Origin of the sequence: Brachybacterium sp. EE-P12, assembly GCF_003711805.1 — a bacterium.
Lineage (GTDB): Bacteria > Actinomycetota > Actinomycetes > Actinomycetales > Dermabacteraceae > Brachybacterium.
The window spans coordinates 18,804-37,899 of the sequence record NZ_QXCP01000006.1 but is presented as its reverse complement, the minus strand read 5'-3'; the positions used below and the strand labels follow the sequence as shown (position 1 = coordinate 37,899).

The 19,096-nt window shown below is 72.4% G+C and carries 17 protein-coding genes and 2 tRNA genes; 9 read left to right on the top strand and 10 right to left on the bottom strand.

Features of this window, described 5'->3' with window-relative positions:
* The first annotated feature begins 18 nt into the window (after positions 1–18).
* Positions 19–91: transfer RNA gene (locus D1648_RS09705), tRNA-Arg, on the top strand.
* Between the two features lie 106 nt (positions 92–197).
* Positions 198–602: a hypothetical protein gene (locus D1648_RS18425; RefSeq protein ID WP_164518672.1), complete on the top strand. Its 405-nt coding sequence runs from the start codon at positions 198–200 to the stop codon at positions 600–602.
* A gap of 202 nt (positions 603–804) precedes the next feature.
* Here the strand turns inward: D1648_RS18425 and D1648_RS09695 are convergent, their stop codons facing one another.
* From D1648_RS09695 to D1648_RS09670, 6 genes are all read right to left on the bottom strand, one after another.
* Complete coding sequence (locus D1648_RS09695) at positions 805–2,475, bottom strand: CotH kinase family protein (RefSeq protein WP_122941196.1); 1,671 nt, start codon at positions 2,473–2,475, stop codon at positions 805–807.
* A gap of 1 nt (position 2,476) precedes the next feature.
* Positions 2,477–3,163, bottom strand: coding sequence for a DUF4956 domain-containing protein (locus tag D1648_RS09690; RefSeq protein ID WP_122941194.1), 687 nt, complete (start codon positions 3,161–3,163; stop codon positions 2,477–2,479).
* An 87-nt stretch (positions 3,164–3,250) separates the two neighbouring features.
* Positions 3,251–4,150 (bottom strand): polyphosphate polymerase domain-containing protein, encoded by a 900-nt coding sequence (locus D1648_RS09685; protein ID WP_206424798.1) that lies wholly within the window; start codon positions 4,148–4,150, stop codon positions 3,251–3,253.
* 143 nt (positions 4,151–4,293) lie between these two features.
* The gene (locus D1648_RS09680) at positions 4,294–4,968 is read right to left on the bottom strand and encodes a response regulator transcription factor (protein WP_122941192.1); all 675 of its coding nucleotides are present in this window, start codon (positions 4,966–4,968) and stop codon (positions 4,294–4,296) included.
* Between the two features lie 2 nt (positions 4,969–4,970).
* On the bottom strand, positions 4,971–6,179 hold the full coding sequence (locus tag D1648_RS09675) for a sensor histidine kinase (protein WP_122941190.1): 1,209 nt from the start codon (positions 6,177–6,179) through the stop codon (positions 4,971–4,973).
* Between the two features lie 51 nt (positions 6,180–6,230).
* Positions 6,231–7,580, bottom strand: coding sequence for a S1C family serine protease (locus D1648_RS09670; RefSeq protein WP_122941188.1), 1,350 nt, complete (start codon positions 7,578–7,580; stop codon positions 6,231–6,233).
* 192 nt (positions 7,581–7,772) lie between these two features.
* On the opposite strand from D1648_RS09670, the gene D1648_RS09665 reads away from it, so the two are divergent.
* Together D1648_RS09665 and D1648_RS09660 are read left to right on the top strand one after the other, a co-directional pair.
* Positions 7,773–8,024, top strand: a complete 252-nt coding sequence (locus tag D1648_RS09665; protein ID WP_122941186.1) for a hypothetical protein — start codon at positions 7,773–7,775, stop codon at positions 8,022–8,024.
* 107 nt (positions 8,025–8,131) lie between these two features.
* Complete coding sequence (locus D1648_RS09660) at positions 8,132–9,010, top strand: SDR family oxidoreductase (protein ID WP_122941182.1); 879 nt, start codon at positions 8,132–8,134, stop codon at positions 9,008–9,010.
* A gap of 196 nt (positions 9,011–9,206) precedes the next feature.
* On the opposite strand, the gene D1648_RS09650 is transcribed toward D1648_RS09660, so the two are convergent.
* On the bottom strand, positions 9,207–9,755 hold the full coding sequence (locus D1648_RS09650; protein WP_122941180.1) for a thioesterase family protein: 549 nt from the start codon (positions 9,753–9,755) through the stop codon (positions 9,207–9,209).
* 150 nt (positions 9,756–9,905) lie between these two features.
* Here D1648_RS09650 and orn point away from each other — a divergent pair, with 150 nt between their 5' ends.
* Positions 9,906–11,810, top strand: a complete 1,905-nt coding sequence (gene orn / locus D1648_RS09645; protein ID WP_122941178.1) for an oligoribonuclease — start codon at positions 9,906–9,908, stop codon at positions 11,808–11,810.
* Positions 11,811–11,962: 152 nt separating this feature from the next.
* Here the strand turns inward: orn and D1648_RS09640 are convergent, their stop codons facing one another.
* Positions 11,963–12,313 (bottom strand): thiamine-binding protein, encoded by a 351-nt coding sequence (locus D1648_RS09640; protein WP_122941176.1) that lies wholly within the window; start codon positions 12,311–12,313, stop codon positions 11,963–11,965.
* A gap of 135 nt (positions 12,314–12,448) precedes the next feature.
* Here D1648_RS09640 and D1648_RS09635 point away from each other — a divergent pair, with 135 nt between their 5' ends.
* Positions 12,449–13,432, top strand: a complete 984-nt coding sequence (locus D1648_RS09635; RefSeq protein WP_122941174.1) for a diaminopimelate dehydrogenase — start codon at positions 12,449–12,451, stop codon at positions 13,430–13,432.
* A 194-nt stretch (positions 13,433–13,626) separates the two neighbouring features.
* A tRNA-His gene (locus tag D1648_RS09630) sits at positions 13,627–13,702 on the top strand.
* Between the two features lie 104 nt (positions 13,703–13,806).
* On the opposite strand, the gene D1648_RS09625 is transcribed toward D1648_RS09630, so the two are convergent.
* Entirely contained in the window at positions 13,807–14,208 is a 402-nt protein-coding gene (locus D1648_RS09625; RefSeq protein WP_370239787.1) for a DapH/DapD/GlmU-related protein, read from the bottom strand.
* A gap of 136 nt (positions 14,209–14,344) precedes the next feature.
* Here D1648_RS09625 and D1648_RS09620 point away from each other — a divergent pair, with 136 nt between their 5' ends.
* The gene (locus tag D1648_RS09620) at positions 14,345–15,535 is read left to right on the top strand and encodes an alpha/beta hydrolase (RefSeq protein ID WP_164518671.1); all 1,191 of its coding nucleotides are present in this window, start codon (positions 14,345–14,347) and stop codon (positions 15,533–15,535) included.
* Between the two features lie 79 nt (positions 15,536–15,614).
* Positions 15,615–18,170: an FAD-dependent oxidoreductase gene (locus D1648_RS09615; RefSeq protein WP_122941170.1), complete on the top strand. Its 2,556-nt coding sequence runs from the start codon at positions 15,615–15,617 to the stop codon at positions 18,168–18,170.
* A gap of 13 nt (positions 18,171–18,183) precedes the next feature.
* Here the strand turns inward: D1648_RS09615 and D1648_RS09610 are convergent, their stop codons facing one another.
* The gene (locus tag D1648_RS09610) at positions 18,184–18,957 is read right to left on the bottom strand and encodes an IclR family transcriptional regulator (RefSeq protein WP_122941168.1); all 774 of its coding nucleotides are present in this window, start codon (positions 18,955–18,957) and stop codon (positions 18,184–18,186) included.
* Positions 18,958–19,096 lie beyond the last annotated feature (139 nt).

Sequence of the window (19,096 nt, the reverse complement as noted above, 5' to 3'; positions counted from 1 at the left end):
TAGACTCGTGCGCCGTCAGCCTCCATAGCTCAATGGATAGAGCAACGGCCTTCTAATCCGTAGGTTGCAGGTTCGAGTCCTGCTGGGGGCGCTCCGGTGCCGCGCCGCCGACCGCATTGGACAAGGCTTGCCTCGCCTTGCTGGGCTACTGCCAACCTTCATCGCGTCCCACCCGGAGGGACGAAACGATCCCCTCCGTGAAGACTCGCACCCTCCTGCCTGCCCTGCTGGCCTCCGCCGCCCTCGCCCTCACCGCCTGCTCCTCCGGCGGCGCCGACGCCGCCCCCGAGGAGGACTCCGCCGACGCGGTGACATTCACCCATCTCACCCTCGACGACCTCGAGATCGCCTTCGACGAGCAGCCCGACACCCTGGTCTTGGACTGCTGCGCCTACAGCTCTCTGCACGAGTACGGGGTGGAGCCCGATGCGCTCTTCGGCTTCGACTGCGAGAACCTCTTCGTCATGGGCGACATCGACATCAGCGGCATCGAGCGGATCGGGCAGGACGGCGAGATCGACGTCGAGAAGCTCGCCGAGCTGCGCCCCGACGCGATCATCGGGCAGGGCTGCGCCCCGGGCACGTGCGACGAGTGGCGCTGAGCCAGCATCCACCGCCATATGCGGGGATGGATGCTGGCTGAGCGCCACCGCATGCAATCCCTCCCGCCGCCGGAGCCCCTCGACGGTGCATCAGGGCTGCGGCGGCACCGGGCGGAGGCCGCCGGCGCATCCCGATCGGCTCAGCCCGACCGGTCGGGCATCCCGATCGGCTCAGCCCGACCGGTCGGGCATCCCGATCGGCTCAGCCCGGTCGGCCGGGCATCGTGGTCGACTCCTCCGGGGCCTCGGCGGTCAGCTCCTCGAGCTGCGCGGCGAGGCTCGTGGACAACTCGGAGGCGCCCTGGTCGCCGACGGACTCGGCGCGGGCGGTGAGCTCCTCGAGGATCGACAGCGCGTCCCCGGAGGCGACGAGCTGCTCGTAGAGGTCCGCATAGGACTGCTCGTACAGGGCGACGAAGTCCTCGTCCTCCCGCAGCCGCTCCTCCAGCACGCCGCTGCCGCCGACGGAGAGCCCGCCCATGCCCTCCGGCATCTCGCCGTCCTCGGGCATCTCGGGCATGCCCTCGCCGCCCGGCCCCTGCGGCATGCCCTGACCGTCCGGCATCCCGCCGTCCGACGGCGGCGCCTCGCCCTGGGCGGGTGCCTCACCCTCGGCAGGCGCCTCACCCTGGGCGGGTGCCTCGCCGTCGGTCGGCGTCCCGCCTCTCCCTGGGCCGCCGCCCCCGCCCATCGCGGAGAACGACAGGTTCAGGTCCCAGGACAGGACGGTGAACTGCTCGGCGGATGTGTCGTACCAGAGGTAGTAGTTGTTCCCCGGACCGCTCATCCCATCGGAGTTCGACAGCAGCGCCTGCGTGGCCAGATAGGTCGCGAAGGACTCGACGTCCACGTACTGATCGATCTCACGGGCGAACTCCTCGTCGTCGGCCTCGTCCAGGAAGCGGACCAGATCGATGACCGGCTGCAGGTCGTAGGAGCCCTCGGCGTTGATCTGGTGGAAGGACTCCTCGTAGTCGGTGGGGTCCTCGCCGACGTACTCGAGCGAGCCGCCGGCCCGGGCCTTGTAGAGGACGCCCTCGCCGAGCGAGTCCGCCCACTGCGTATCAGGGGTGTCGACCACCAGGCGCGCACTCTCCTCCCCGCCGTTCACGCTCAGGGTGGTGTACGTGTACTGCTGCGTGGTCTGGCCGGAGCGCGCGGTGAGCTCGAGGGCGAGCTCCTCGTTCAGCGCGGTGTCCGAGCCGCTGGCCGCAGGGCGCAGCGTGATCTCGGTGCGGCCCTGGAAGGCGCGCCCCTCCTGGTACTCGTCGAAGCTGATCAACCACGGCAGCTCCTCCGGGGAGTCCTCGGACAGCTGGGTCATGCCCATGCCGCCCATCCCCCCTTGGTCCTCCATGCCCTCGGGCAGCTCCGTCCCCTCGGGCATCCCCTCGCCCATGCCGCCTCCCTCGTCGTCGGAGCGGAGCGAGGAGAGGGTGGAGTTCCCCTTCAGGCGCAGGCCGACGTCCTCGATCAGGACGCCGTCGATCGTGATGTCGGCCTTGAGGAAGTTCTTCTCGCCGTCCTCCTGGTAGTCGTCGATCACCTCGGCGTACTCGGTCTCGTCGTAGCTGATCTCGATGGTGTGGACGCCGTCGTCGAAGAGGTCGCCCTCCCCGGAGATGTCCTGGGTGATCACGCTCTGCGTCGTCAGCTCGGAGGTGATGTACGGGCGGACCATGGCGCTGCCCGCGGTCAGCGAGAGCGCGACCCCGGCCGCGGTGCACACCGCCAGCAGCTTCCAGTGGTGGCGCAGCCGCACCGGCAGCCGATGGCGGAGCGAGCGACGGGGCCGGTGCGAAGGCTCCGCATCGGCGCCGGGGGCCGTGCCGGGGCCGGGTTCGCGGTCGGGAGCGGTCTCTCGGTCCGTCATCTCACATGTCCGTCTGGTCGTAGCCGGTCAGGACCGTCGCCTTCTGCCCCGCATTGATGCCGCGCAGCGCCTCGATCACCTCGGAGGGCTCCACCCCGCGCTTGAGGCGGGCGGTGTAGCTGTGCTCCATGAGCGCGCCGCCGCGCACGCTCTCGGTGCTGATCAGCTCGAACTCCTCGGTGAAGCGGATCAGGACGTCCGCGATGCGCGGGGCGTGGTCGCCGTCGTCGGCCGGGACCTGGACCTTGACGACCTGGCGCTGGACGTTCATCGCGAACCAGTTCAGCTTGTGCATCACCAGGATCACCGCGCAGATCAGGAGCGTGGCGAGGATCGCGAGGGTGTAGAAGCGCGTGCCACAGGCCATGCCGATCGCCATCACCAGGAAGATGAAGCCGACGTCGCGGGTCTCCTTGATCGCGTTGCGGAAGCGCACCACCGACAGGGCGCCGACGAGAGCGAAGGCACGGGCGATGTTCGAGCCGACCACCAGCATGATCAGGGCGATCAGCATGCCGAGGATGATCAGCGTCTGCACGTAGCTCTGGCTGTAGCTGATGTTGCGGTGGGTGGCGCGGTACGTCCAGGCGACAACGAGCGCGCAGACCAGGGCGAGGCCGAGCGCGAGCAGGACGTCCAGGACGCTGAAGGTGCCGGAGAGATCGGTGAGACCGAAGTCGAGTTCCATGGGGTGATACCTGTGAATCCGTGAGGTGGGTGGCGAGGTGTGCGCCGTCGGCGCGGTGGAGGCCGTCCGGAGGCGGCCGGTCGAGTGTCAGGCGCGGGAGGATTCCGCCGCAGCGCCGAGGCGCTCCGACGGGTCGACGTGGCCGTCCTCGGGGACGTGGAAGACCGAGCGGGGCGCGAGCCCGTGCGCCTCGACGCTCTGGCAGTACTTCGAGATGCGCTGGATCTGCAGCCCGTGACGGGCTGCCATGTCGGTGATCCAGTAGGGGGCGCGCTCGTCGACCTTCACCTCGAGCACGGCGAGATCGGGGCGGATGATGAAGCGGTTCTCGGTCTCGGCCCGCAGGTCGAAGTCCCGGTCGCGGCCCAGCACTCGATGATCGAGCGTGACGCGCAGCCCGAGATCGGCCCCGGTCCCCACGAACGGCTCGCGGCGGTAGCCGGTCATCGCGGTAGCCCGCAGGTCGAGGCGCACCACGAGGTCGAGGACCTCGTCGACGAAAGCCTGATCGTTGCCGGGGAGCTCCAGACGTCGCCGACGGTCGCAGAGGTCGAGCGCCTGCTCGTAGGGAAGCATGACCCGGCGCTTCTGGGTGACCCGGTTGACGCGCTGCTTGATCTCCACCGAGACCGGGCCGTCGGTGGAGAGTTCGCCGAGCGACTCGCCGTAACGCCGGATCCGCAGCTTGCGCCGGAACTTCAGCCCCTCGATCTTCTCGCGATAGAAGCGCAGCTGGGCAGTGTCGTAGTAGACGCTCCACACCCCGTAGCCGCTCGGACCGGCGTGAGGGTCGGGTTCCATGCGCCCGGTGAGCTCCTCGCGGATCGCCTCCAGCTGCGAGCGCGGCACGAGGTACTTCAGCTCGAAGCGGTTGAAGGCGTGGAGCGCACCGGGGGCGCGCAGGCGATGACCGGTGTCCTCCTCGGCCGGCGCCGGTCGCGGCACCGACGTCCCGCGGGAGGTCTTTCGGGGGCGGACGGAGAACACTGTCTCTCCTCGTCGGCTCGGGGTCTGCGGTACCCGGCCATCCTTCGCCGTCGGCGACCTCGCCGCGTCCCCCTGTCGCGGCAATCCTCTCTACTGCGTCCGCGGTACGGCGCAGGCCGCAACGGTGCGCGGCGAGGGCGGGCTCACTCCCCGGGGACCAGCATCCCGCTCTCGTAGGCGAGGATCACCAGCTGGGCGCGGTCGTGCGCATGGACCTTGGTCATGATCCGGTTCACGTGGGTCTTCGCCGTGTGCGGCGAGATGAACAGGGACTCGGCAATCTCCTGGTTCGAGCGGCCGCGGGCCACCAGGAGCAGCACCTCGCGCTCCCGCTCGGTCAGCAGCGACAGCTCCGGGGCCGGATCGGGCACGGGGCGACGCTCCGGCTCCCCGCCGAGCACGTAGCGGGTGATCAGGCCGCGCGTCGCCGCGGCGGAGAGGAGCGCGTCCCCGGCGTGGACGGCGCGCACGGCGCGGACGATCTCCTCGGGCTCGGCACCCTTGCCGAGGAATCCGCTGGCCCCGGCGCGCAGCGCCTGCAGCACGTACTCGTCCTCCTCGAAGGTCGTCAGGATCAGCACGCGCGTCTCGGCGTTGGCCGGATCGGCGCAGAGCGCCGCGGTCGCCTCGATGCCGTCCAGTCCCGGCATGCGGATGTCCATCAGCACCACGTCGGGGCGCAGCTCGGCGGTCCGGGAGACGGCCTCGGTGCCGTCGACCGCGTGCCCGACCACGGCGATGCCGCTCTGATCGGTGAGGATGTCCCCCACCGCCTGGCGGATGAGCGGCTGGTCGTCGGCGATGAGCACCGTGATCATCCTCAGCTCCTCTCTGTCAGCGGAAGCTCCACGAGCAGCCGGAAGTCCATGCCCGCGAGACCGGCCTCGACGGTGCCGCCCGCGGAGGCGACCCGTTCGCGAACTCCCAGCAGGCCCAGCTGGTCGCCGGTGACCTCGCCGCGGCCGGAGGAGAGCGGCTCGATCCGGTTGAGGACCTCGATCCGCAGCGAGGAGCTGCCAACCGCGATGCGCACCCGCACGCCGTGGCGTCGGCCGTGCTTGTGAGCATTGGTGAGTCCTTCCTGCACCACCCGGTAGCCGACCTGTCCGGCTGTGCCGTCCACCTGCTCGAGCTCGCCGTCCACGCGCAGGTCGATCTCGAGCCCGGCCGCCTCCATGCGGGCGACGAGCTCGGGGAGGTCGCCCATCCCCCACTGCGGACGGGTCGGGGCGGCGGGATCCTCCTCCGAGCGCAGATGGGTCAGCAGGTCGCTGATCTCGGAGAGCACGCCCCGGGCCGCGCTGCGGATCGTGCCCAGCGCCTCCCTCGCCTTCTCGGGGCGGGATTCGAGCGCCTGCGAGGCGACACCGGCGTTGAGGCTGATCACGGAGATGCGGTGAGCGACCGTGTCGTGGAGATCGCGGGCGATCCGCAGCCGCTCCTCGGCGACGCGACGCCGCGCCTCGACCTCGCGGCTGCGCTCGGCCCGCTCGGCCCGCTCGGTCACGGCGGCGAGGTACTCGCGGCGGGAGCGGGCGCTGTCGCCGAGGGCGACCGCGACCGCGAGCGCCGCAGCGACCTGGAAGACCCTCGGGTCCACGCTGAGGTCCTGGACGGTCCGCAGGCTCAGCAGCGCGATCACGACGGCGGCGAGGCCGCCGCCGAGCAGCGCGGCGATCCGCGGCACCCGCCCGGCCATCGAGTAGGCGGCGATCACCGCGGCGATCCCGGGGCCCAGCATCGGCACGTGCATCAGCACCATCACCCCGTAGCACAGCAGCGTGAGCGCGAGCGCCGTCACCGGCAGTCGGCGCCGCAGCAGCAGGGCGAGCGCGGCGACCACCGCCGTCACGGGCAGCAGCACCAGCACGGCCGGGTCCGGGAAGGGCATCCGCGGAACGGGGAACAGGCCCGTCAGCAGCACCAGCACGACCGCGATCAGGTCGAGCGCCCAGTCCGGCAGTCGCCGGGGCGCCTCCCCCCGCAGCGGCCCGCCGTGCGACGGTGCGGACGGCAGCGGAACGTTCATGGCTCCATTGTGCGGTGCGTGATGGTGCGGTGCGTGCGGGTCCCGGCCCGCTCAGGAGGCGCCGAGGGTGACATCGACCTGCTGCTCCTCCTCGTCGCGGAGCACGGTGAGGGTGACGGTGTCCCCGGCAGGATGCTCGCGGATCACGGCGGTGAGGGCGGCGCCGTCGGCGGTCGCCCGGTCCTCCACCGCGATTATCACGTCGCCGGCGGCGAGTCCCGCGCGCTCCGCACCGCTGCGGGCCTCGACCTGCTGGACCGCGGCGCCGCTGGTGAAGCCCTCTGCGTCGCCGGCGTCGGCGACCTGCACACCGAGGAGCCCGTGGGAGACCTCGCCGTCCTCGAGCAGCTGGGCGGCGACCTCCCGAGCGCGGTCGACGGGGATCGCGAAGCCCACGCCGATGGATCCGGCCCCCTCCTCCTCGGTGGACGTCGAGGCGATGGCGACGTTGACCCCGATCAGCTCCCCCGCATCGTTCAGGAGCGCGCCGCCGGAGTTGCCCTGGTTGATCGCCGCGTCGGTCTGGATGACGCGCAGGTGGACATAGCTCTGGGTGCTGTTCTGCTCGGCCTGCTGCTCCGGAGGGAAGAACTCGAAGCGCTCTCCGTCCGGGCCGGGGACGACGGCCTGCTCCTCCTCGGGCACCTCGGAGGAGGCGACCGAGATGCTCCGGTCCAGGGCGGAGACGATGCCGGTGGTGACGGTGCCGTCCAGGCCCAGCGGGGCGCCGATGGCGATGGTGGTGTCGCCGACGAGGAGGTCCGCCGAGCTGCCCATCGGCATGGGCTCGAGCTCGCCGGGCGCGGCGAGGGAGACGATGGCGAGGTCGCCGACGGGATCGGTGCCCACGACGGCGGCGTCGGTGACGGTCCCGTCGGCCAGTCGCACGGTGATCTCGGGATCGGAGGCCTCGCCGCCGAGCGTGACCACGTGCGCGTTGGTGAGCACGTGCCCCTGGGAGTCCAGCACGATGCCCGAGCCGCTGCCGGCGGCGGAGGCGCTGCTCACCGAGAGGGTGACCACCGAGTTCGAGGCGGCCTCTGCCGCCTCGGAGATCGACCCCGCCGAGGCGGTGCGAGCGGTCCCCGTCGCGCTGCCGGTGCTCCCCTGCGTGGCGGTGCCGGAAGCGCTCGCGGCGGTGTCGGAGCCGCCCCCGGCGGCCTCGAGCGCGGTCACGGCGCCGGCGCCCACCGCCCCGCCGCCGAGGGCGGAGGCCGCCGTCGCCGCGAGCAGGAGGCGTCGGGAGACGCCGTGGCCGCCGGTGGCGGCCGGCGCGGCGGGCTGCGGGGCTGGCTGCGGGGCGACGTCGGCCGGCGTCGGCTCGGCGGGCAGGACCTCGGTGCGGTCGTCCCACCCCGCGGACAGGGGGTGGGGGTCCCGGGGATCGGAAGGCTGTGTCATGGCGTGGTCCTCTCCTCACGCTCGCCGTGCTGCTTCCCCGAGCATCGCGTGCCCGCGCGGGCGAAGCGTCCCCCTGCTGCGGCATCCGCGTACCGCGTTCGCGGTATTCTCCGGCCACCGGGATAGCGTGGGCCCGACCCTCGCGGGGCCCGCCTCCGGCCCGCCCCGCTCCGCCGTCCAGGAGCCGTCCCGATGATCCTCAAGGTGCTGAGCTTCGGCGCGATCGCGCTGCTGCTCCTGCTGCGCCTGGCCCGCACGCCCTTCGGAGCGCGCCTGCTGGGCGTGTCCCTGCGGGTGCTGAACATCGTCTTCCTCGCCGCGCTGGGGATCGCGGGCGTGGCGGCGGTGATGTACGAGCAGTGGATCCTGCTGGCCGTCGTGGTGGTGCTGCTGGTGATCAGCCTCGTCGAGGAGGTCCGGCGGAGGTTCGCGGCGCGGGCCTGAGCGCTCCGCCCCTGTCGGAGAGCGCGGCAGCCCCGTAGCCTCGAGGCAGGGCGCGCCGTTGCCGTCGAGCCGATCGGTGCGACCGGCGGCCCGGGAGGGCGGTGCGCATGTCCCACACCGGCAGGACCTACGTCGTCACCGGCGCCGACGGCGAGATCGGCGGCCTCACCGCGCGGACGCTCGAGGACCGCGGTGCCCGCGTGATCCGCTGCGGGCTCGGCCCGGAGGTCGACGTGAGCGCCGACCTCCGCGACGATCCGGGACGGGACCTGCTGGTCCAGGAGGTGGCACGTCTCGCCCCCGGAGGGATCGACGGGCTCGTGCTGGCCGCCGCGACGCGCGCGCCGACCTCCGCCGCCGTGCGCGTGAACCACTTCGGGACCCTGGCCGTGCTCGCCGGGCTGCGCACTGCGCTGCGGAAGCGGGAGGCTCCGCGGGTCGTGATCGTCTCTTCCGCCTCGTCGCTGTCCGCCGGTGACCCGGACGTCGTCGGTGCCTGCCTGCGCGGGGACGAGGAGGTGGCGATCGCCGCCGCGGAGCGGGCGATCGCGCGGGGGCGCGGAGCCGCCCTCCACCGCTCCTCGCAGATCGCCCTGAACCGCTGGGTGCGTCAGCACGCGGCCGCCGAGGACTGGGCAGGCACCGGGGTCCCGGTCAACGTGATCGCCCCCGGGATCGTCGGCACCTCGGCGAAGCGCGAGGAGATGCTGACCGATCCCGACCAGCTCCGGCTTCTCTCCGTCGCGCTCCCCCAGCCCCTCGGCCTGCCCGGCCCGGTCCAGGCGGTCGCCGACGCGATCGCCTGGATGATCGGTCCCGAGAACTCCTTCATAGCCGGGCAGATCGTGTTCGTCGACGGCGGGGCCGACGCCGCGCTGCGCTCGGACGCGCCGTACCGGGAGGGCGTCCGCTACGGTCCCGTCGCGCTCGCCCGGATGCTGGGCTACTCGGCGCGGTCCAAGCTGCGCTCGCTCCCGCGGCGGTGACCTCCCGCGACGGAGCTCAGAGGGCGCTGACCTCCACACGGGTGGTGACCGGCATCGGATCCCGGACGAGGTCCAGCACCGGGCAGTGCGCGTCCACGGCCGCGCAGCTCCTCGTAGTGCTCCTCGGACTCGGGACCGGTCAGGCGCACCACCAGGCGCACCACGACGAAGCCCGCGCGGGCCGTCATGCGCGCAGTCAGCGACCCCGGCCCGTCTCCCCGAGCGCGCGGCTGTGAGCAGAGGACTCCCGGTTCCACTCCGTCACCCACTGCGGCAGCACGAGGTCCTCGGGCGCGGGACCGGCCAGCTCCAGCACCTCGTCGACGTCGACCGACCCGCCGGAGGTGCGCAGGAAGCGCGCCCGCACGATCGCGTCGGCGATCACCGTGTCGCCGCGCCGGAAGATCTGCTCCATGTAGATCCAGCGCTCGTCGTACCCGATCACGCGGGTGGCGAGGTCGAACTTCTGCCCGAGGGTGAGCGAGCGGCGGTAGGTGATGGTCTGCCCGGCGACCACCGGATACCAGCCGGCATCGGTGATCTGCTTCCAGAACCCGGAGCGGAGCATGAGGTCCGTGCGGCCGAGGTCCATGATCGAGAGATAGCGGCCGTTGTTCATGTGGCGCTGGACGTCGAGGTCGGCGGGGTTCACGCGGAAGCTCGTGTGAGAGGTGTCCCAGATGCCGAGTGCGGACTTCGCCCGCACGCGCAGCAGGAAGAGCAGCAGGCGGAGGTACATGTTCATCGCGGTCCCCTCCCCAGGGTCTCGTCGGTACGTCGTCGATACCAGATGACTGAAGGGTAACTTCCCGGGGCCTGCGCCCGTGCATGCGAGCGAGCTCACGACCTGCTCCGCGGCCGCCCCGGACCTCGGCCGCCACGCTACTGTGGTCCGGTGACCTCCAGCTCCGCTCGTGCCATCAACGACCGCATCATCTGGGTCGACTGCGAGATGACCGGACTCGACAAGCAGCGCGATGCGCTGGTCGAGATCGCCGTCCTCGTGACCGACGCCGATCTGAACATCCTCGGGGACGGCGTCGACGCCGTGATCAAGCCCCCGGCCGAGGCGCTGAAGGGCATGGATCCCTTCGTGGTGAACATGCACACCGTCTCCGGGCTGCTCGAGGAGCTCGACGGCGGCATGACCCTCGCCGAGGCGGAGGCGCAGTGCCTCGCATACGTCAAGGAGCACTGCCCTGAGCCCGGAAAGGCGCCGCTGGCGGGCAACAGCGTCGGCACCGACCGCGTGTTCCTGGACCGCGACGTGCCCGAGCTCGCGAACTGGCTCTCCTATCGCACGATCGACGTCTCGAGCCTCAAGGAGCTGGCCAAGCGCTGGTTCCCGCGGGTGTACTACAACATCCCCGCGAAGCACGGCGGCCACCGCGCCCTCGCCGACATCCGCGAGTCGATCCAGGAGCTGAAGTACTACCGCGAGGTGCTGATGATCTCCGAGCCCGGCCCCACCACCGCCCAGGCGCAGGAGGCCTCGCGCCGCTTCGAGCTGCGCGACGGGGACACCGCCGAGGGCGGTGCTGCGCCGGCGCCGGGTCCGCACGTGCCCTGGCTCGACCGCGCCTCGCACCGCACCTGGCTGGCGGACGAGGCCGACGAGCTGCTCGTCTTCGGCTCCGAGTCGGTGCGGGAGGACGGCGGCTTCGCGTGGCTGGACGAGACCGGCGCCCCGGACCTCTCCCGGCCCTCCGAGCTGTGGATCACCTGCCGGATGACCCACTCCTTCGCGCTCGGCCACCTGCTGGGCCGGCCCGACTTCGGCCGCTTCGCCGATCACGGCATCGCCTCGCTGCGCGGCGTCTTCCACGACGACGAGCACGGCGGCTGGTTCTCCTCGGTGGAGGGCGGCCGCGCCGTCGACGACTCGAAGCAGGCCTACGCCCATGCCTTCGTGGTCCTCGCCGCCTCCTCCGCGACCGCCGCCGGCCGACCCGGCGCGAAGCAGCTCCTGGACGAGGCGCTCTCGGTGCTCGATGAGAAGTTCTTCGACGAGGCCGCCGGGATGAGCGTGGACACCTTCGACCGCGCCTTCTCCGTCTGCGAGGAGTACCGCGGGATCAACGCGAACATGCACACGGTCGAGGCGCTGCTGGCCGCGGCCGACGTCACCGGCGAGCGTCGCTGGCTGGACCGCGCCGTCGGCATCGCGACCCGTGCGATCGACGAGTTCGCGCGCGCCAACGACTGGGCACTGCCGGAGCACTTCGACGTGGAGTGGACCCCGCTGCTGGACTACAACCGCGACCAGCCCGCGCATCCCTTCCGCCCCTACGGCGCGACGATCGGGCACTGGATCGAGTGGGCGCGCCTGGTGCTGCAGGCGCGGGCGGCGCTCATCGCGCTGGACGGCGAGGCGCCCGAGTGGATGCTCGAGGCCGCGACCGCGCTGATGGAGAAGTCCGCCGCCGCGTTCGGCGCCGACGGGCAGCCCGGCTGGGTGTACACCGTGGACTGGGACGGCACGCCCGTCTCCTCCGAGCGGATGCACTGGGTCGCCGCCGAGGCCGTCGCCGCCGCCGCGGTGATGTACGAGGTCACCGGCGAGCGGATCTGGGCCGAGCGCTACGAGCAGTGGTGGGAGTACATCTCCACCTACCTGCTCGATCCCGAGGAGGGCTCGTGGTTCCACGAGCTCGACGCGGACAACGAGCCGCAGGGCGTGACCTGGCCGGGCAAGCCCGACATCTACCACGCGCTGCAGTGCGTGCTGATCCCGCGCCTGCCGGTCGCCCCGGCACTGTCCGCCGCACTGCGCGACGGGCTGCTGGACAGCGACCTCTGAGCTCGGCGCCGCCGCGCTGCAGACAGCGCGGCGGGGTCGCTCCCTCACCACGTCTGTCCCGAGAGCGTGAGCTCACCGCGCCCATCCCGTGAGAGGTGCTGGAATGCAGTGCCATTCCAGCTCCTCAGACGGGATGCCCCGCAAGGCGGGGCTCAGCGCCCCTCGAGGCGCGTCGCGGCGGCCTCCATGCGCTCGACCTTCCCGTCGAGCTCGCCCACGTGCCCGGGGCGGATGTCGGCCTTGAGAACGAGGGAGACGCGGGAGCCGTAGCGACCCGCCTCCTCGGTCGCGCGCCGCACGACGTCCATGACCTCGTCCCACTCCCCCTCGATCTCGGTGAACATCGAGGAGGTGCGGGTGGGCAGGCCGGACTCGCGCACGATCCGCACCGCGGCGGCGACCGCATCGTGAACGCTCGCGGCATCGGACCCCTCGCCGAGGTCGCGCGCGAGGTGCGGGTCCGAGGGCTCACCGGTGGGCTGGACGGAGAAGGCGACGATCATGCCGTCAGTCTCCTCCCTCGCCGACGGCAGAGCAATGGACCGAGCCGGAACCGGCATCCTCATGAGGTGCCTCTTCAGTAGCATCTTCCCGGGCGTCCGCCGCCGCGGGCGCTCTCCTCGAGCAGAGCAAGGAACATGACTGCACATCGGATCGGAATCGTCGGCTACGGGAACCTGGGACGCGGCGTCGAGCTCGCCGTCTCCCTCCAGGAGGACATGGAGCTGGTGGGCGTGTTCACGCGCCGTGACCCGGCGACCGTGACCACGGCGCACGAGGGGACGCCGGTCCGCTCGATGGACGCGCTCGAGCAGATGCAGGGCGAGATCGACGTGCTCGTGCTGTGCGGCGGGTCGAAGACCGACCTGCCCGTCCAGACCCCGCGGCTCGCCGAGCGCTTCACCGTGGTGGACAGCTTCGACACGCATGCCCGGATCCCGGAGCACTTCACGGCGGTGGACGCCGCTGCCCGCGCCGCCGGCACCACGGCGCTGATCTCCACCGGCTGGGACCCGGGCCTGTTCTCGATCAACCGTCTGTTCGGCGAGGCGATCCTCGCCTCCGGCGAGACCTACACCTTCTGGGGCCGCGGCCTGTCCCAGGGGCACTCCGACGCGCTGCGCCGCGTGGACGGCGTCGCCGGCGCCGTGCAGTACACGAACCCCTCGCAGGACGCCATCGACCGGGTGCGCGCCGGTGAGCGGCCCGATCTCAGCACCCGTGAGAAGCACGTGCGCGAGTGCTTCGTCGTGCTCGAGGAGGGGGCCGACGCCGACGCGGTGCGCGAGGCGATCGTGACGATGCCGCACTACTTCGAGCCCTTCGACACGACCGTCCACTTCATCAGCGCCGAGGAGCTCGCCCGCGACCATCAGGGCATGCCCCACGGCGGCTTCGTGATCCGCTCCGGAGAGTCCTCCCCCGGCACCGCCCAGACGATCGAGTACCGCCTGCAGGAGGAGTCGAACCCCGAGTTCACCGCGAGCGTGCTGGTCGCCTACGCCCGGGCCGCCGCGCGGCTCGCCGCGGCCGGGGAGCACGGGGCGAGGACCCCCTTCGACGTCGCCCCGGGCCTGCTCTCGCCGAAGTCTCCCGAGCAGCTGCGCGCCGAGCTGCTCTGACCGGTACCGCGCACCGGGGGCGGTGCAGTCCGGGCGGCGTCATGCAGCCGTCCGGGCGGCCGGTCCGGTGTCGGCGGCGACGCCCCCGGCCCGGATGCAACGCGTCTCACACTGCGCCGACCCCCTCCGGGCTGGGATATGCCCAGGCGAACCGGTATATTGTTCTCTTGTCGCACGGCATCGCCCTGCGCATGGTGGTCGTAGCTCAGTTGGTAGAGCTCCTGGTTGTGGTCCAGGCGGTCGCGGGTTCAAATCCCGTCGATCACCCCAAGAAACGCCCTGGCGACAGGGCGTTTTTTCTTGCCCCGGACATAGCTTCGGGCAGGGTTCCACGGGCCGCCCGCTCAGCGCGCGGCCCGTGAGCAGCCCTCGTCTCAGCTCCGCGGCACCTCGCGCACGACACGCGCCGGGGAGCCGACCACGACCGTCCCGGCAGGGACGTCCGTGGTCACCACGGACCCGGCGCCCACCACGGCGTCCTCCCCGATCGTTACCCCGGGCAGCACGGTCGCTTTCGCGCCGATCCACACCCGGTTCCCGACGACGATCGGCGCGGGGTGCAGATCCGCGCGGTGAGAGGGGTCCATGTCATGGTTCAGCGTCGCCATCACGACGTCGTGCCCGATCCGGCAGTCGTCGCCGATGGCGATGCCGCCCTGGTCCTGGAAGCGGCAGCCGGAGTTGATGAACACCCGCTCGCCGAGGTGGAGGTTCCGACCGAAGTCCGCGGTCAGCGGAGGGAACGGCGCGTCGGCGGACGACCGTGCCGGCGGCACCGGGAAATCTCCTGGCCCCGCTCCGCGACGCGCTCTAGGGTCGATGGCGGCGACGCACCGCATCCCGGTCGGTTCCCCGTCCTCCGAGCGCCGCCGGGCCGCGGCGCCTCGATGCGCCGCAGCGGAAGGACCGCACATGACCTACGGAATCCTCCTCACCCTCACGATCTGGGCGGTGCTCGTCGCCCTCATGCTCCGCCCTCCGCACCGCCCGCTGCCGCTGGCACGCGCCGTGTACTACCTCAGCGTCGCCGCGAACGAGCTGCCGATGCTGGTGCTGCTCCTGCTCGCTCTGACCGTGTCGTCCTCCCTGCTCCCCGACGACGTCGACCCGACGCTCGGGCCCCTTCCCACCGTGGCCGGGATCGTGCTCGGGCTCTTCCTGCTCGTGGGCCTCGCGATCCTCCAGCGCAGGATCATCCGCAGCCGTGCCGTCATCGCGCACACCATGGACCTGTCCGCAGAGGCCCGACCGTTCCGATGGACCTGGCCGGCGCCGCTGCCGCTGCGGCCACGGGAGGTCGAGCGCATCGCGGGGCTCGCCCACGGCCCGGGCGGGCGCGAGCACCGCCTGGACCTGTACCGCAGGCGTCACCGGGACGGTGCCGCCACCCCCGCCTCGCCCGCACCGGTGCTGCTGTACTTCCACGGCGGCGGGTACCGGTCCGGCTCCAAGCATTTCGAGTCCCGGCATCTCCTGCACCGCATGGCGCAGCGCGGGTGGGTGGTGCTCAGCGCGAGCTACGGGCTGCGGCCCGGCACCACCTGGCCCGGCCACCTGATCGACGCGAAGCGCGTGATCGCCTGGGTGCACGAGCATGCGGCCGAGCACGGGATGGATCCGTCGAGGATCGTCATCTCGGGCAGCTCCGCAGGAGGGCATCTGGCCACCCACTGCGCCCTCACCGGCGGCGACCCGCTCCTGCAGCCCGGCTTCGAGGAGATCGACACGCACGTCGCGGCCGCTGTGGTGCTCTACGGGTACCTGGGCCGGTACTACGGCCAGCGGCCCGGCGAGCAGCCCGCCTCGCATCCGCTGGACCTGTCCGTCAGCGGCGCCCCGCCGGTGCTGATCGTGCACGGCGCGCTGGACAACTGGGTCCCGGTCGTCCAGGCGCGGGACCTCGCAACGCACCTGCGCGACGGCTCGCCCTCCCCCGTCGTGTACGCGGAGCTGCCGGGCGCCCAGCACGGCTTCGACGTGTTCGCCTCACCGCGCTTCCGCGCCGTCGTCGGCGGGATCGAGCGCTTCCTCGCCCCGCTCGAGGAGCACGAGCCGGCCGGCTCCTCGCTCCCCGCGACGAACACGCCCGGCCGGCCCGGCTGATCGACCTGCACGACCCCCTGGTCAGCCGGGTCTTCGCGGCGCTACCGTGGGTGGGCCACGGGAGGTCGAGGAGGACACCATGGTGCAGCTGCCCCACAGCGCGGACGTCGTCGTCATCGGAGCCGGGGTGGTGGGCAACGCCGCCGTCGCCCATCTGGCGGATCTGGGCTGGCGGAGCATCGTCCAGCTCGACAAGGGGCCTCTGCCCGATCCGGGCGGCTCCACCGGCCACGCCTCGAACTTCGTCTTCCCCGTCGACCACTCCAAGGAGATCACCGACCTCACCGTCGACTCCCTGCGCCAGTACACCGAGCTCGGCGTGCTCGACCACTGCGGGGGGATCGAGGTGGCCCGCAGCGCCGAGCGGATGCAGGAGCTGACCCGCCGCATGACCTCCGCGCTCTCCTGGGGCGTGGAGGCGCATCTGGTCTCCCCCGCCGAGATCCAGCAGCTCGTCCCCTTCTGCGACGCGGATCTGCTGATCGGCGGCTTCCACACCCCCACCGCCGCGATCCTGGATCCGATCCGGGCCGGGGAGCTGCTGCGGGAGCGCGCCGAGGAGGCCGGGGCGCTGAGCACCTTCGCGATGACGGAGGTGACCGGGATCGAGACCCGGCGCGGGAGGGTGACGCGGGTGCTCACCGACCGCGGGGAGATCCGGACGGAGCACGTCGTGATCGCCTGCGGGGTGTGGAGCCCGCAGGTGGCCGCGCTCGCCGGCGCCGCGATCCCGCTGGCCCCGGCGGTGCACCAGATGATCGACGTCGGCCCGATCCCCGAGCTCGAGGCGACCGGGGAATGGATCAGCTTCCCGCTGCTGCGGGACATGGACCGGCTGATGTACGAGCGCCAGCGCGGTTCGAGCCTCGAGATCGGCTCGTACGCGCACCGGCCGATGCTGCACCGCCCCTCGGAGATCCCGCCCGTCGGTGACCATCCCGGGCAGGCGACGCCCACCTCCTTCCCCTTCACCGAGGAGGACTTCACCGCCCAGTACGGCCATGCCCGGGAGATGTTCCCCGGCCTGCTCGCCGACCCGGGGCTGCCCCGCCCGGTCGCGATCAACGGACTGCTCGCGAACACGCCCGACGGGGGCGCGCTCGTGGGCGAGCTGCCGGAGGTGCGCGGGCTGTGGTCCGCGGCGGCGGTGTGGATCAAGGAGGCCGCCGGGGCGGGACGGATGCTCGCCGAGCTGCTCACCGAGGGCACGAGCGAGATCGACCCCCGTGGCTCGGATCCGGCGCGCTTCCACCCGGCCGCGCGCAGCGAGGCGCATGTGCGGGCCCGTGCGGCGGAGGGATTCCCGAAGACCTACGGGATCACCCATCCGCGCGAGCAGTGGCTCTCGGACCGGCCCTCGCGCACGAGTCCCGTCCACTCCCGCACCGCGACGCTCGGCGCGGAGTTCTTCGAGGCCGCCGGCTGGGAGCGGCCCCAGTGGTACGGCGCGAGCGCCCGGCTGCGGGACCGCTTCGCGGGACGGCTCACCGCGCGCGTGCACGAATGGGACGCGCGCTGGTGGTCGCCGCTGATCGAGGTGGAGCACCTGGCGATGCGCGAGGGGGTGGCGATGATCGACCTGGCCGCCTTCGCGATCCTCGACGTGCGCGGCCCGGGCGCGCTCGCGCTGCTCGAGCGCCTCGCCGTCGCCCGGATCGACGTGCCCGTGGGCCGCTGCGTCTACACCCCGCTGCTCACCCCGGCGGGCACCTTCCGCAGCGACCTGACGGTCGTGCGCCGCGGCGAGGAGGACTTCCGCGTCATCACCGGGGGCACCGAGGGCGGGCGCGACCTCGCCTGGCTGACCGCCCGCGCCCCCGACGACGGGTCCGTGCAGATCACCGACTCCACCTCCGCCCTCACCACGATCGGGGTGTGGGGGCCGCGGGCGGAGGAGCTGCTGGACGCGGTCACCGACGCCGACGTGACGCTCGCCGCCTTCCCCTACGGCACCGCGCAGGACCTGCACCTGGGCAGCATCCCGGTCTCGGCGCTGCGGATCTCCTACGTGGGCGAGAACGGGGCCGAGCTCCACGTCGCCGCCGAGCACGGCCTCGCTCTCTGGGACCGTCTCTGGGCGGCCGGGCAGGAGCTCGGCGTGATCGCGGCGGGGATCGGCGTGTACGGCACGACGGGCCGGCTGGAGAAGGCGTACCGGCTGCTGGGGGCGGAGCTGACCGCCGAGCACGACCCGGTCGACGCCGATCTCGCCCTGCCGAAGGTCAAGCGCGCCGACTTCGTGGGCAAGCAGGCCTATCTCGCCGCCCGGGAGCGCGGGCCGCGCGCGATGCTGTGCACGCTGGCGCTCACGGACCCGCCCGAGGACCCGACGCTCGCACGCTTCCCCACCGGCGGCGAGCCGGTGCTGTCCCCGGACGGGGAGGTGCTGATCGACGCCGCCGGGCGACGCTCCTACGTCACCTCCGCGGGGCCCGCGCCGTCGCTGGGCCGGTACCTGCTGCTGGCCTATCTCCCGCTCGCGCAGGCCGAGCTCGGGACGGCCGTGCAGGTGCAGTACCTGGGCACGCGCCTGGCCGCCGAGGTGATCGGCGTCGGCCGCACTCCCCCGTTCGACCCCGAGGACTCGCGGATGAAGCACCCGGGCGGTGCGGACTCCGCAGGCCCGGGCGTCTGAGCGGCCGCCGCGCTCACCCCTCGTCCGCGGGCGCGCGATGGCCCAGGCGGCGCGAGATCTCCTCGGTCGCTCCGCGCAGCACCGCCGAGGCCTCGGGCAGCCGCTGCGGCGCGAGGCGGTAGGCGGGGCCCGCGGCGGAGACCGCCGCGATCACCGTGCCCTCGGGGCCGCGCACGGGGGCGGCGAGCGCGACGAGCCCCTCCTCGAACTCCTCGACCGCCTCGGCCCAGCCGCGCTCGCGCGCTTCGGCCAGCTGCTGCTCGAGCACGGCCGGATCGGTGAGGGTGCGCTCGGTGAAGGACTCGAGCCTCCCGCGCAGCAGCTCCCGGCGCTGGGCCGGCTCGAGGTGCGCCAGCAGCATCTTCCCGCTCGAGGTCGCGTGCAGCACCGTCCGGTCCCCCACCCAGTTGTGCAGCGCGACGGTGCTGCGAGCCTGCGCCTGGTAGAGGTTCACGGCGACCCCGCCGCGCAGGACCGCGACGTTGACCGTCTCCCCGAGCTCCTCGGCGAGCGCCTCGCACACCGGCCCCGCGATCGCGGTGAGGTCGCGCCGCGGGCGGGCGGAGGCGGCCAGGCGCAGCAGCCCCACCCCGAGCTGGACCGTGCCGTCCTCGCTGCGCTCGACGAGGTCGTGCCGCTCGAGGGAGGCCACCAGCCTCGAGGCGGTCGAGGCGTGCACCTCGAGCTCCCTCGCGATCGCGGCGATGGATGCCCCGTCCTCGCGCGCGATCGTCTCGAGCACCTGCACCGCCCGGTCCACGGACTGCACTGCACCGCTGATCGTCATCCTCCGCTCCCTCCTCCCCGCGCTCCGCGGGGCTCGTCCGCCCCACCGCGCACCGGCGGGACCATCGCGCAGCAGGGTCCGACATCATCACCCCCGTTGCGCATTGCGCACATCATTGCGCATGTTGCATGGCGATGTC